The organism is Methylobacterium sp. D54C (genome assembly GCF_053345595.1).
This window is the reverse complement of the sequence record NZ_JBKFAK010000028.1, coordinates 23123-37337: the sequence shown is the minus strand read 5'-3', so window position 1 is coordinate 37337 and position 14215 is coordinate 23123. Positions and strand designations below refer to the sequence as shown.

Sequence of the window (14215 nt, the reverse complement as noted above, 5' to 3'; positions counted from 1 at the left end):
CGTTTGGATACTGCTGGCAAATTCCTACGCGGCCGTTGGCCGAGCCATCAGGCGAGCGAAAGCGGAGCGTCGGGTTCGGGCAGCGGGGGTGTCGTCGATCCAGGCGGCGAGGCGGCTGAGGTTAATCGCCGTCGACGTCCGCAGGTGCTGCAGATGCGTCTTGGCCAGGCCGAGATAACGACTGCGACGCAGGCCCATCGTCCGTACTCCGCGTGAGAGCGTGCCTTCGATGCCAGCGCGCCGTCGCCAGTCAACTGCGAAGGCCGACGAGGTCTCTCGCGCCCGCGCCGCGACGAGCGCATCGTGTTCCTCACGTGAGCGCGGGGTCAGCAGACGGCGCTGCGAGCGGATGCAGCGAGGCTGCAGGCTTGGCAGTGCTGTGCCGCGAAGCGAATTTGTATGACCGTGCGACCGAGGTTGTAATTTGGATGCCAGCTCCGGCTGTCATGTCCCGCCGGACAGGTCGCGATTTGTCGATCCCAGTCGAGATGGAAGTCTTCGATGGTGAAGGCGCCCTCGGTGCGCGCCTGCCACTGGTTGTCCTTCGGCACCGGTCCGGTCAGGGCGACGTCGTGTTCTCGCGCGGCGTCAACGAGGCCGTCGGCGTCGATATAGGCAGCATCGAAGAGATGGCGTGCCGGCAGCAGATCCTGCGTCGCCAGCGCCGCGTGCAGCGGGTCGAGCACCGCCCGGTCCACAACCGGGGCCGGTGTCGTCGCGACGTGGACGATCAGCGGTGGCAGGGCGTCGTCGCAGGTCTCGGTCAGATGGACGGTGTCACCGATCCATGTGGTCGCGCGCTTCTTGGCGTAGTGCACGTCCGGATCGTAGGGCGAGGCGACCATCGCCAGGGCGAGCGGGATGCCCTCGGCCTCCGTCCGCCAGCGGATCCGCCCGTCTCACTCCGATCCTTCAGCGGGTGGTTCGGCGACGTGGAAATTCTGCAGCCAGACGCGGCGAAGGACCACCATGGCGGGGACGTTGCGCAGCCAGCCCGGTGCAGCCTTGGTGTCGACGGCTGCAAGCAGCCGGTGTCCGTCGTCACTGATCGCCTCCGCGCCGGCGCGGCGCGCCGCCTCGCCCTGCGGGATGTGGAAGTCGTCGATGGGACGGCCGTAGCGCTCGATCCACTCGGATCCGTATAGGCGCGCAGCCAGTCTGGTGCGACGATCGCCAGGGCGTTTAGCGCGGCCCGCAAGGTCTCGATGGCGCAGCCGAGGCGGTTGAGGCTGCGGACCGCTCCGAGGACATGGGTCGCATCGGTGCACTATGTCGACGCCGGATGAATGATGGTTCTTCCGCACTTCGTGTGGCGAAGTGTGCCGGCCGGCGTGACGTGCCCCATCTCCAGAGATCGGCTTTCCGGAGGACGCCATGCCCCGCCGTATCCTGCCCCTCGTGCCCGATGGCCTGACCGTCGTCGGCGTCGAGCCAGCGACCGACCCGCTCATCGTGCGCGTCGTACCCCGTCCGGTTCCAACTTGCTGTCCCACCTGTCGATCGTCCGCGGGCCGCAAGCACGGTCACTGCGAGCGCACCCTCGCCGATTTGCCCTGGCAGGGCCGGTCCGTCCGCCTGCGCCTCCGGCTGCGACGCTTCCGCTGTGCGAACCCAGCCTGTCCGCGGCGGACCTTCAGCGAGAGCGTCGGTGACGTCGCTGTCGCTCACGCCCGCCGATCCGAGCGGCTGCGCGTGCTCCAGTGCCATCTCGGTCTCGCCCTCGGTGGTGCACCCGCCGCCCGTATGGCGCATCGTCTCGCGATGCCGGTGAGTGGCGATACCCTCGTGCGCCTCGTGCGTGCGGCGCCTCTGCCGACACAGCCGGAGCCGCGCGTCGTCGGCATCGACGAGTGGGCCTGGCGGCGCGGGCGCAGCTACGGCATCATGGTCGTCGACCTCGAACGTCACACCGTCCTCGATCTCCTGCCCGACCGGGACGCCGGGAGCGTCGCCACGTGGCTGCGCGCTCATCCGGGCATCGAGGTCATCGCTCGCGATCGCGCCGACGTCTTCGCCGAGGGCGCCCGCGCGGATGCACCGCAAGCCCAGCACGTCCTCGATCGTTTTCACCTGCTGCGTAACCTCAGCGTCGCCCTGCGTGCGATCGTCGCCTATCATCATGGCGTGATCCGCGCCGTCGGTCGTGCGCGCGTCGACCACGATGTCGACGCAGCACAGGCCGCGACGGAAGCCGCGCGGGCGCCGACGGCAATCGAGGTTCGGAAGCGGGCGACGCACGCGCGGCGTGGGCTCGGTACTCCGAGCTCAAACGGCTGTCCGAGGCCGGCGCCTCGGTCGCCGGCATGGCTCGGGCTCTGGATCTCGATCGCAAGACGGTGCGGGCCTGGCTGCGCCAGGACGCGCCGCCCTCCTGGCGGCGACGCCGCACCGTGCCGACGATCCTCGACCCCCAACCGCGATCATCTCGAGGCGCGCTGGCAGGCCGGCTGCCGCAACGCCGCCGAGCTCGCCCGCGGGCTGATCCGCGCGGGGGCCGACATCCGTCCGCGGGTGGTGCGGGATTGGGCGATGAGACGGCGTCGCGCGAGCGCGGACGTTATGGACGCCACGCCGGGCTCGATGAGCGCGCCGCGATGGCGGCCCCCGTCGATCAACCGGACGGCGTGGCTTCTGCAGGCGGACCCGAGCGCACTCGTTGCGGACGATCGCCGCTTCCTCGATCACCTGCGGGTGGAGGCACCCGATCTGGCGAAGAGCGTGGCAGTCGCGACGCGCTTTGCGGACCTCGTGCGACGGCGCTCGGGCGAGAGCCTGGAGGCTTGGTTCGCGGCGGCGGCGGCGGCGACGCCGCTGGCGAAGTTCGCCGCCGGGCTCGAGCGCGACAGGGACGCGTTACGCGGCGCGATCACGACGCCGTGGTCGACGAGTCCGGTGGAGGGGCAGATTGGCAGGCTGAAGATGCTCAAGCGCACGATGTTCGGCCGCGCGGGCTTCGCGCTACTGCGCCAGCGCGCCCTCACCGCGACCTGACCTGGAATTCCGCGCCACACGAAATGCGGAAGAACCACGATACCCGGCGTTGACAGGGGACGCCACCAGCCAATCCATCACGCCCGCTTCGTCACCTCTGCCCATTCCACACGCCGCAAATGGCCAAAGTCGAGCGAAGAGCGCGATGTGAGCAGATGACATTTCCTTCCGCTTGCTGCGGATGTATGCACCGGCCCAGTTAGGGGACGAGGCTGAATGAAGGCAGAACGACAACAGGCCATTTTCGTGGCGGGCCATCGCGGCATGGTGGGCTCGGCGATCGTGCGTCGCCTGCGTGAGCTCGGTCACGAGCGGATCCTCACGGCCGACCGCCGGACCCTCGACCTGCTGGATCAGGCGGCGGTCCGGCGCTTCTTCGCCGAGAACCGCATCGACCAGGTCTACCTCGCCGCTGCCCGCGTCGGCGGCATCCACGCCAACAACACCTACCCGGCCGAGTTCATCCACGAGAACCTGCTGATCCAGTCGAACCTGATCGACGCCGCGCACACGCACGGCGTCGACCGGCTGCTGTTCCTGGGCTCGTCCTGCATCTACCCGAAGCTCGCGCCCCAGCCGATGCGCGAGGACGCCCTGCTGACCGGGCTGCTCGAGCCGACCAACGAGCCCTACGCGATCGCCAAGATCGCGGGGATCAAGATGTGCGAGAGCTACAACCGGCAGTACGGGCGCCGCTATCGCAGCGTGATGCCGACCAACCTCTACGGCCCGAACGACAACTTCCATCCCGAGAACGCCCACGTGCTGCCGGCGCTGATGCGCCGCTTCCACGAGGCGAAGCGGGAGGGTCTGGCGAAGGTCACGGTCTGGGGCACCGGCCGGGCGATGCGCGAGTTCCTGCACGTCGACGACATGGCGCGGGCCAGCGTCTACGTGATGGAGATGGACGACGCGGTCTACGCCGCGAACACGCGCCCCGACCTGTCGCACATCAACGTCGGGACGGGTGAGGACTGCACCATCCGTCAGCTCGCCGAGGCGCTCGCGCGGGTGATCGGCTACGGGGGCGAACTCGCGTTCGACGCGACCAAGCCTGACGGCACGCCGCGCAAGCTGATGGACGTGTCGCGGCTGCGGGCGATGGGCTGGCGGCCGGAGATCGCCCTCGAGGACGGACTGCGCCAGACCTACCAGTGGTTTGTAAACGGTCAAGGCAGCATCCGGCGATGAAGCGGATCCTGTGGGATGATACGAGTTTAACGTAGTCGAGGAGGTTCACAAGATGACAAATAGTCATCCGCGAAAGCTATCACCTGATTCCTCACGACAAATCGTACATCGCTGCTGTCAGATCGAGCTCAAAGAGCGTAAATTGGATTGCCCGGCGCTCCAGAGTCGCTCATTCCGCTCCGCGCGTCTGGACCTAAGGGGGCTTGGCGCGAGATGATTCCAAATAATACTACAATGGTTACACCTGCTAAGTGTCAAATCAAAAGGCTTAGCGTGACAGACCTCTTTAAAGAGTCACGAATCATATCAGAAAATTCGCAATAAATTTGCGAAGAGAAATGCTTCAGTAGATGCCGTCGGCATATGAATGCAAGATCATCAGCATCGATTTTTTAGGAACGAGCTCAATGGGCGAGATTTTTCAGAGACAGTTTTCTAGACATAATCTGGAGTGGACCGGTGAGCGACTAACTTCGGGGACCTCCGGGCAGATCGAGGTTGAACATTTTCACCGCTATTTCATCGCCCGCCATCTTTGTCGCAACCTAGATGTGCTAGATTTAGCTGCAGGCGAAGGCTACGGTACAGCGTTCCTTGCACAGACCGCGCGGTCGGCGATCGGGGTCGAGTTATCGCTGGATGCGGTACGGCACGCACGACAAAGCTATGTTCGTCCGAACCTTACATATCTAACGGGTGACGCTCGCAGCATTCCTTTGCGTGACAAATGCGTCGACGTGGTCGTCTCATTTGAAACGATCGAGCACTTTTACGAGCAAGACAGGTTTCTCGAAGAGATCCGGCGCGTTCTTCGTCCAGGCGGCAAGCTCATCATCTCGTCTCCCAATCGTGACGTGTACTCGCAGCCTGAAACGGCCGCAAATCCGTACCACGCTCTAGAGCTGTCAGCGCAAGAGTTCTCTAGTTTGGTTGGAAAATATTTTTCAAATATTCACATTTTGGAACAAAGAGCCGTCCTTGGATCAGCACTTATAGCACAGCCGGGCTCGCAATGGCTAACCTTCGAGAAGCGCGGCCAAGAGCATTTCGAGATGTCGCGCGGCCTGCCACGCTCCCCGTACGTTGTCGCCATCGCAAGCAATGACAGTATTGAGGTGCCTGCCAGCTCGATCTACGTCGAGACAAGCGAGATCGGTTCTATTCTTGATAAGTCGCGAGCCTACCCGTCGCTGGCGGAGGCGTACACCAACTCCCGTCAGCATGCGGAAAATCTTGAGAAAGAATTAGCGCGTATTTCGGGAAATAGCGAGGAACTCCGTCAGCATGCATCGAATCTGGAGTCGGAACGCGAACGCCTGCTCCAACTCACGGCGCAACTCCAGACCGAGCATCAGCATCTCTCGAGCGAGACTGATGCCGCCCGCGACCGGTCGTCAAGTCTAGAGGTTGAACGCCATAAATTAAATTTGGCGCTGGAGGCGCAGCGGCAATCGCTCGCGATAGCGGATCGTCTGCGCAGCCAAGCTGAGCAAACGGCGAAGCGTCTGAAATCGAGCGCAGAAGCTTACAGAGCTTTCGCGTTGCACACAATCAAATTACTCAACGGAGAAGTATCCGATCACGGACATCTACAAGAGGAAGTGATCGAAATTGAGAGGAGTGGGCTCTTCGATCTGAATAGCTATGAAGGGCTCGATGAGGCCACGGCGATGGGCATGACGCCTGCCGAGCACTACCTGCGGATTGGCGAAGCAGTAGGCTTGTCTCCCTCGCAGTTGTTCGATCCTGCTTACTATGCTGACTCTAATCCTGACGTTGCGGCCTCGGGTTCGCCGCTTCTCCTTCACTACGTCCGTCATGGTCGTACAGAAAACCGGGCCAGCCGACCGCTCCAGGAGATGAGTTCCGATGACCCGGAAGCAATCTCCAAGGCGGTCCAGGCAATCCAGGAAAGCGGACTGTTCGACATTGCAAGCTACGCAGGTCTCGATGAGGCCACGGCGATGGGCATGACACCCGCCGAGCACTACATACGGGTCGGCGAGGCTGCCGGCCTCGCGCCGTCCAGGCATTTCGATCCTGCCTATTATGCCGAGTGCAATCCGGACGTTGCAGCTTCAGGCTCCCCCCTGCTCCTGCACTTTGTGCAATACGGTCGCGCTGAGAATCGAGCTAGCCGGCCGCTGCAGATATTCGACCCTGTTGATGAGGACAATTACACTGCCGCAGTACAAATTATTGAAAACAGCGGACTTTTCGAAGCGGCTACCTACGAGGGACGTGATGCCGCAGCTACAATGGACATGTCCCCCGCCGAGCATTATCTGAAGATCGGCGAGACCGCAGGTCTTATGCCATCTGAAAAATTCAATCCAAATTACTATGCGGCGCGATATCCCGATATCGGCCAGCTTCCTATAGGACGATTACTACATTACGCGCGCTACGGTCGCGCAGAGGGCAGACGCCCTTTGCCATTCGCACATGCCCTTGACCTTGACAATCTTTGCCTTGATCCGGCCTGCGACTCCATCGCCGTAATAGTGCATGATGCATCGCGAACTGGCGCGCCCATTCTTGCGTGGAACATCGTGCGAGCACTCGCTGCGCAGTACAATGTTATCGTTCTTTTAAGACGAAGCGGACCTCTTGAGGAGCACTTCTCAGATCCCCACATACATTTGTTGCGCTGTTTCGATTCTGACAACCCCTTGATTGATGAGATAGAAGCAAGCGCTGTTGTTGATAAGCTATGTCGAGCGGTTGATCTCAAATACGCTATTGCCAATAGCGTAGAAAGCCGAGAATACATTCCAGCTTTAGAGCGCCGCGGCGTTCCAGTGGTTGCCCTAGTTCATGAATTCTCCGCCTACACGAAGCCCAACGGCGTATTGTGGAAAACATACAGCATCGCGTCTGAAGTCGTTTTTTCTAGCCAGATCACCCTAGACTCATCATTGAAGGATTACCTGCCGCTCCAGAAGCGTCCCTATCATATCATTCCGCAGGGTCCCAGCGAGTTGCCATCGGTGTCTAAAGACACCGCCGCGTACAGCGATACGGCGGCATGTTTGGTCGCGGAGGAAACATTCCTCATCATCGGCATGGGCATGGTGCAGATCAGGAAGGGGGTCGATCTGTTTATCGCCACCGCAGCAGAAGTTCATCGTCGTGTGCCGAATAAAAACATTCGCTTTCTTTGGATAGGAGGCGGCTACAGACCAGACGAGGACCTCCACTACAGCGTTTACCTGCGAGAGCAACTATATCGATCTGGGCTTGATGAGTCCATGTTTGTCGATGAGGTCGATGATCTACAGCCTTATCTTTCACGGGCACAGTTATTTTTCTTAAGTTCACGGCTGGACCCGCTTCCTAACGTCGCAATTGACGCAATGCTGAGCGGACTACCGCTCATCAGCTTCGACAGCGCAAGCGGTATCGCGGATCTGCTTAGTTCAGATGTTGAGACATCAGAGCTCGTGGTTCCTCATATGAGCGTCTGCGGTGCAGCTGAACGCATCATCAACCTTGTGGACGATCATGACCGCCTCGCACAGCTGGGAAAAGCGAGCGAGCGCTTTGCTCAAAAGACGTTCAACATGCACGAATACGTTGAGGCTCTGGACGTCCTGGGCCGGCGAGCCGCATGCCGTATGGATCGCGTCCTCGCCCCGCTGCGGGACATCCTCGATTCCGGCATGATCAGTCGCGACTTGATGCTCAACCATGCCGACCGGACTCTTCCGCTGGATGCGGCAGTTCGACAGCACCTCGTCACGTCCAAGACGTTTGCGCCCTGGTCTCGCCCTGGAACGGGCGATTGGCTACGACGACCACTGGTAGGCTTCCACCCGTTGATCTATGCCGCGGAACGCGCCGGCTTCGACGAATGCGGCGACGAAGATCCGCTGGCCCATTTCCTCAGAACTGGTCGGCCCGAAGGTCGATGGCTTCACCAAGTGCTCCAGCCAACAGGCGACGCCCCCTTGCGTACGACGCTCAAGGCCGCCCTACATGCGCATTTCCATTATCCAGAGCTGCTGAATAATCTACTTGATAAGTTGAAGGCGAACGCGTCCGATTGCGATCTCTTCCTAACGACGACGGATCAAGAACGGGCGGATGTACTGCGCGCTATCCTAGAAGAGCGTCAGATCGAAGCCGGCGTCGAGATCGTTCCTAATCGAGGACGTGATCTTGGCCCATTTCTCACACATCTGCTGCCTGATCTAATCCGCCGTTATGACATCATCGGACATATCCATGGAAAACGCAGTCTGCGGCTTGGAGCGGAGTTTGGCGAGCGTTGGCGAGAGTTCCTGTGGCAGCATCTCATTGGTGCGGATCATCCGATGATGGATTACGTGTTCCGCATGTTCGAAGACAGCGCACAGACCGGCCTCGTCTTCCCCCTCGATCCGCACTTAATCGATTGGACCGAGAATAGGAATCTTGCCGAGGCATTAACCACGCGCATGGGTTTGAATGTGACGCTTCCGACGCATTTCGAATTCCCAGTCGGAACGATGTTTTGGGCGCGTGCCGACGCCCTGCGACCGCTCCTCGAACTCAAACTCGATTGGACTGACTATCCGGCCGAACCCGCGAAAGAGGATGGAACAATCTTACATGCATTGGAACGGCTGCTGCCTTTCGTGTCCCAGACCATGCACTACAAGTTTGCCACCACACATGTTCCAGGGAGTAGGAGGTAAGTTCGTGCGTCCGATATCGGATGCCAAATGGTCGGGATAATTCTGCTTGAGCCATTAGGCCCTCCTTTTTCTAAATCACCGGGCCTTGTATTTCCGGCAGCACAGCTCAATGCTGAACCTTCAAGCCAGCTTACAATTGGCGTTTTGCCCGTTCAAATAGGGGCCTTCGACAATGATGTGCAGTGTATGCTTCGGAAACGAATTCCGCGACACAAAAGTACTATGGGATGAGTTATGCCAGGAGTGGCAAATTAGTGAAGAGGAGAGGCTTTACGTAGATCGCCAGCAAGGAACGTGCTGCACAGCATGCGGAGCAAATCTACGATCAATAGTATTAGCGCGCGCAATACTGCAATCTAACAGGGCGGTCGGATCGCTCCGCGAGTGGGTCAAAGGTCCAAGATCATTGTACGTAAGGTTTCTCGAGTTGAACGGGGCTGGCACACTTTCTCCCATTCTCTCGCTATTGCCAGGACATGTTTCAGGAAATTACCCAGATGTAGACATGCACGCTCTGCCCTACGCAGACTCTTATTTTGATTTCGTTGTTCACTCCGATACACTTGAGCACGTCAAGAATCCGCTCCATGCGCTCAGCGAATGTCGACGCGTTCTCAAGCCGGGCGGCACTCTTGCTTTTACTGTGCCGACTATTGTTGGACGTTTGAGCCGAGATAGAAGCGGGCTACCTTTTTCCTATCATGGAAATCCGTCGACCGCTTCACCTGATTATGCTGTTGCCACAGAATATGGCGCCGATATGTGGACACATGTTATTAGGGCCGGATTCAAAGATGTTACAATACATACTCTCGATTACCCGTCTGCCATAGCCATGAGTGCCGCTCGATGAAAGGCTCTGCTGGCGATGCGGCAACAGGTCACCCTGATCCAGCAAACTGGTCTGCGTCGAGCGCAATTTTATTTGGCATCCTGATCCTGGAAGGAGGGTGGATGCCATGCCTCGCAAACGTTTTACGAACTAACAGATTGCCTTTGGACTTGCTCCACTTTTGCGGAGCAAGCCCAGTCGACGACTGCGTCGGGATCATCGCTGACGACGCGGCAATGGCCCTCTTGACCGGGCTTGGCGTCGCCGGGCTTTGAGTACTCCCGCTGCTCCTTGCGATCGGTCGCGGACGGCTTGGACGAGGTCCGCGAGGTCTTCTCTGGCCGCTGAAGCAGCAGCACCAGCTCCATCAGCTCCTCGCGGCTCAGCCGTTCCAGTTCGCTGCGGCCCACCGCACGAGAGAATCCGCAAACTCGGCTCCCGGCAAGATGCACCGCGAGCGCCCCACATCGGCCTCACGCCGCGCTCGTCTTCTGACCTCGCTGCATGTCCGACTCCTTCGGTCCTGGCTGATCCTTTCAATCAGCCAGGTCCAAAGCCAGCCGGTTAGGTCATTTGGGGCATGCCCCCCTCGTCCGTAAACAAACATTTCGTTCGGTCAGGATAACGCTATACTCGACGAACAAAATTCAGCATCTCATCAGTAATTGGCGCAACTATCATCTGATAGAAATGTTCAATCAGACCGTTTCTCGCGTGATTGTAATTAAAGAGGGCATCCTCTTTTGCGGCCTCTTGCCATTCTGCGAGGTCGCGATTCATTCGAGAAAAACAGTCTTCAATTGTGCGCATCAGTGTATTCATTCTTTCAATGTCTTCCATATCGTCATAGCTGTGGTCAATGAGGCGATCGAAAGTTTTAAAACCTAGATCTCGAAGAAGAGAGATGGATTTCTTTGGCCCAACCAGTACAAATGGAACACCCATTGAGGCCGCTTTAATTGATTTTTCGGTTATCCTGACTGTTCCCGCATCAAAGAAATCGGATTCAGGTACAATAGAAAGATTTGTCCTTGCGTAAATATTGGCTGGAATACTCGTCGATAGGTCGTTGCCGAAGGAAGATAAACTGTCGAGGCGAAGGGGCGTGGCGGGCAAGAGCTGGTCTAAATTATGTAATAAACTCGGAAAATGTTCTTTCAAATAACTAGGTGGGCTTTTTATATCGATTTCATTCCCCTTGGGGTTGAGTGCATTTGTTCCATGGAACGAGACTAGGCCTTTTGGGAGGTGCCCCTGTTCTTGCAGCCACCGGTACAGGACCACTCGGTGCCACCGAGGGGCTGAATTGAAGCAGTTGAAAAATTTATCTTTTGGGCCAGAGAGAGGGCTATAGTCCCCTAATGTTAGGTTTGCTCGATTTATATCAAACAGATTAGCAATCGTGATAGGAAAATAGTCCAGAGTCCAAAATCGAAGACCTTCATTACCGAAAGCTTGACGGTAATCCGACTCAAGTCGGCGGTTTTGACACACAAAGAATACATTATTATGCGGGATTTCTAAATAATCAAGCTGCACTCGAAGAGAATTGAACAAATTAATATCAAAGCGCGGGCCTTCGTTGCTTAAGTCCAGAACAAGGCGAGCGACTCCCTGCCTTACATCTGTCTTCTGAGCCTCGTTCAGTGCCGTCAAGATTTGCTTCGATGGATTATTTTCGCCAAGGCGTACATAATCACAAACTGCGACTACCAAAAAGTAACGTGATTCGGCGACCGGCGGCTTTACAAAAATCTGCCTTCCTAAAGTAATCTCTATTGCTGCTTCCATAAATTTTAAATTCTCGCCGACGCGGATCGAAGGTATTTGGAACATATTTGTCGCCTGATCGATTGCTGTCGGTTGCATTGCTTAGCACCTTGCAGTTTGCGCGCACATTCTTGATAGAGAAGTCGCTTTATATATCAGATCCGAACGGCAGCGGCCGGTCTGCGTCACTTGTGCTGGTGGCGGTGATGGGATTGATTTGGAGAAGTAGGTTGCCGTCGGTGGACGCAACTAGTAAGAATTTCCCCGAGTTGTTGCTGTACATTATGGCGACTTAGAAATTGGCAGTGTACATTTGGTACCGCGCACAGAAACGGCGAGCCGCCGCCTGATCGAGCAAATTCAGCCCTGGTCGATGGGTAGTTGAAATCGGTGTGAGGCACAGCTCCGGCAGCTGACATACGATCGCGGATCCGACCGTGCCCCAGTAGCCCACAACGAACATGGTCTGTTCTCGCTTTATGTTCATTCAGGCCCGTTCCTTGGTCGGCTGCTGCATACATCCGTCGCACGCTTATGGAAATGTCGCAGCCCTTCTTGACGGGCTTACGGTGTCTCAGTGACCGCTCCAAAGCAAGGCAGACGAACTTGCGGCGCGGATGCAGGGCGGGATGCGTCGGGCTGCCAGATCACGCCGCTATCTAAGGCGGAGCTCCCGACCCCAGCCGAGCACTGAGTCCTTGTCGAGCTGCACGCTGGCGCCGGGCATTACATCATTGATACGCTCCATCTCTACCGACTGAGCCCTAACCAAGCCGACATCCCATTGCGAGGGCTACAGGAATTCCTGCGCCTGCTGATGCAGGGGCTGATCGCCGCCCCGTTCAAACCGATGCGGACGCTCGGCATGGAGGACGATTTCTGCGGTATGCCGACTCACAAGGTGTATGCGCGAACGGTAAGTCCGGTGTCCGGCTGAGGCGCCATCAGCGGATGCGCATCAAGGAGCGACTGTGACCCTCTCCAGAGCCCGCCGCATCGTTGCTGGCGGGACCATGTAGTTCGCGTGCATCGGGTGGACGCCCTCCGCCTGCAGAGTGGTTCCGCGGACGAACAGGAGACGCGCCCCGCTGGACTCGACGAAGCTGGTGAAGCCGCGAAAGTAGAATCCTGGGCTCTCATGGGCGAGCGCCACGACTCGGGCTCCCGGCCGGCAGAAGATGCAGTTGATCAGGGCGGAACTCGCCGATCCGACGATGATGTCTGCGGCGTGGTACATCTGCACCTGCTCGGCGAAGGTGAGCTGTTCGGGCTGGACAACCTCGAACCCGTGGGGCCGTAAAGTCTCGACGATCTCGGCCTCGTTGACGAGCTGGCGCTGCGTGAATCCCCGCCGGGACAGGATGATGCGCCGTCCGGACTGTTGGAGATCGACTCCATCCGCGGCGAGCCGTTCGAGGATCTTGTCGCGCACGGCGGCGAGGATGTCCTGCGGCCAGATCGCGTCGTAGATCGGTAGCCCCGGCCGGGTGTCGAACGGGAAGAAGGCCGGCACGGGTGCGAGGCCGAGTTCGCGGAATCGCGTCGCGACTGGGGGCAGCGTCACGATCGGGCGGTCGCGCGTGTCCATCAGCGCGACGATCTGCCGGTGCGTCTCCGGCATCCCCTCGTCGACGCAGAGCGGCAATCCCGAGGGGCAGGCCGGATCGTTGAAGCACAGCATGCGGGGGACGAATTCCAGCAGCCAGTGGCCGTACTGACGGCTCTGGAAACCGAACATCATCAGCCCAGCCTCGATCTCGCGAATTTCCGATGGCACCTCGACCAGGGCGCGTCCCGTTCCCCAGACGGCCGTCATGATCTGATCCGGATTGACCCCGTCCTTGATGTCGGCGACCCCGCTCAGGGGATGGGCCGCGAGGTCGTAGATCAGGTGCTCCCCGCGGAGCACGACGTTGCTGCGGGGGAAGGTCAGGCAGTCCTGGAAGAACGCCACGTATTGCGGCGGCGCGTCGAGGGTTCCCGGCTGGGAGGTCAGCGGTATCGGGCCGTCGAGGAATGTCACGGCGGGCTCAGCGATCCTGCGGGTGGGCCGCATCTCGTGATAGCGCCCGTACCCCTCCGCGGCTTCCTGCCGGGCCGAGACGATGCGGTGGATGCCGATGGGCCCGATACCGACGATCGAGCGGGTGCAATCGTGCAGCACCACGGCCTCCTCGTGCCGGCCGGCCTTCGCCAGGGCATTCATCTGCAGGATGCGCAGGTTCCGGATTTTCCGGCTGAGGCTGTCCCCGTCCACGGTCGCAAGGCCGGTATCGCCGCCGTTGAGGTCGGAGGCGAGGCGGTAGCATTGTACGGCGGGCTCCGCTCGGCCGCGGCACTCGTGGGTCCAGCCGAGTTGCAGCAGCGTCCGCGCGGTCTCCTGCGGGATAGCCCCCGCCCCGTCCCGGCTTCGGAGTTCCGCAATATACGCCGACGCGTCGTGCCAGAGCTCCTGCTCAATGAAGCCGCGCAGGCGTGCCACGGCGGCGTTCTGGTGCCAGCGCTGAGGATCGTGCGGGTCGATCGCGGCGGCGAGGGCGTAGGCGCGCGCCGCATCCCCGAATTGGGCGCCGCCCTCGAGCCGGAAGCCCAGGGCTTCGAGGTGCCGCAGGGTCGCGGCCGCACGTGGTCCCGACGGAGGTTCAGCGGTGAGCAGGGAGGCCAGAGTCTCCAGCCGGGTCGAGGCGTTGCCGCTGTCGATCGACCGGACAAGGTCGAGAAAGGTCGCCGTCGGCCGCATGTCGCTCCGTCT

At 59.6% G+C, this 14215-nt stretch carries 6 protein-coding genes and 2 pseudogenes; 4 read left to right on the top strand and 4 right to left on the bottom strand.

Annotation, left to right across the window (positions count from 1 at the left end):
- Positions 1 to 24: 24 nt before the first annotated feature.
- Positions 25 to 1264, bottom strand: a pseudogene (locus ACLBYB_RS28800) (transposase); the annotation flags it as partial.
- A gap of 110 nt (positions 1265 to 1374) precedes the next feature.
- On the opposite strand from ACLBYB_RS28800, the gene ACLBYB_RS28795 reads away from it, so the two are divergent.
- The 4 genes from ACLBYB_RS28795 to ACLBYB_RS28780 all read left to right on the top strand — a co-directional run bounded on the left by ACLBYB_RS28795 (position 1375) and on the right by ACLBYB_RS28780 (position 9714).
- A complete protein-coding gene (locus tag ACLBYB_RS28795; protein WP_447700833.1) occupies positions 1375 to 2991 on the top strand; it encodes an ISL3 family transposase in 1617 nt (538 codons plus the stop codon).
- Positions 2992 to 3207: 216 nt separating this feature from the next.
- Positions 3208 to 4182: a GDP-L-fucose synthase gene (gene fcl, locus ACLBYB_RS28790; RefSeq protein ID WP_447700832.1), complete on the top strand. Its 975-nt coding sequence runs from the start codon at positions 3208 to 3210 to the stop codon at positions 4180 to 4182.
- Positions 4183 to 4589: 407 nt separating this feature from the next.
- On the top strand, positions 4590 to 8861 hold the full coding sequence (locus tag ACLBYB_RS28785; RefSeq protein WP_447700831.1) for a rhamnan synthesis F family protein: 4272 nt from the start codon (positions 4590 to 4592) through the stop codon (positions 8859 to 8861).
- Between the two features lie 172 nt (positions 8862 to 9033).
- Complete coding sequence (locus tag ACLBYB_RS28780; protein WP_447700830.1) at positions 9034 to 9714, top strand: class I SAM-dependent methyltransferase; 681 nt, start codon at positions 9034 to 9036, stop codon at positions 9712 to 9714.
- Between the two features lie 176 nt (positions 9715 to 9890).
- Here ACLBYB_RS28780 and ACLBYB_RS28775 read toward each other — a convergent pair.
- The 3 genes and pseudogenes from ACLBYB_RS28775 to ACLBYB_RS28765 form a co-directional block, all read right to left on the bottom strand.
- Positions 9891 to 10103, bottom strand: a pseudogene (locus ACLBYB_RS28775) (IS66 family transposase); the annotation flags it as partial.
- A 217-nt stretch (positions 10104 to 10320) separates the two neighbouring features.
- Complete coding sequence (locus ACLBYB_RS28770) at positions 10321 to 11562, bottom strand: hypothetical protein (protein ID WP_447700829.1); 1242 nt, start codon at positions 11560 to 11562, stop codon at positions 10321 to 10323.
- A gap of 859 nt (positions 11563 to 12421) precedes the next feature.
- A complete protein-coding gene (locus ACLBYB_RS28765) occupies positions 12422 to 14203 on the bottom strand; it encodes a glycosyltransferase family 61 protein (RefSeq protein WP_447700828.1) in 1782 nt (593 codons plus the stop codon).
- Positions 14204 to 14215 lie beyond the last annotated feature (12 nt).

Coding starts and splice junctions, on each gene's coding strand:
- ACLBYB_RS28765 (WP_447700828.1), bottom strand. CDS start 14,203: ATGCGGCCGACGGCGACCTTTCTCGACCTTGTCCGGTCGATCGACAGC.
- ACLBYB_RS28785 (WP_447700831.1), top strand. CDS start 4,590: ATGGGCGAGATTTTTCAGAGACAGTTTTCTAGACATAATCTGGAGTGG.
- ACLBYB_RS28795 (WP_447700833.1), top strand. CDS start 1,375: ATGCCCCGCCGTATCCTGCCCCTCGTGCCCGATGGCCTGACCGTCGTC.
- ACLBYB_RS28780 (WP_447700830.1), top strand. CDS start 9,034: ATGATGTGCAGTGTATGCTTCGGAAACGAATTCCGCGACACAAAAGTA.
- fcl (WP_447700832.1), top strand. CDS start 3,208: ATGAAGGCAGAACGACAACAGGCCATTTTCGTGGCGGGCCATCGCGGC.
- ACLBYB_RS28770 (WP_447700829.1), bottom strand. CDS start 11,562: ATGCAACCGACAGCAATCGATCAGGCGACAAATATGTTCCAAATACCT.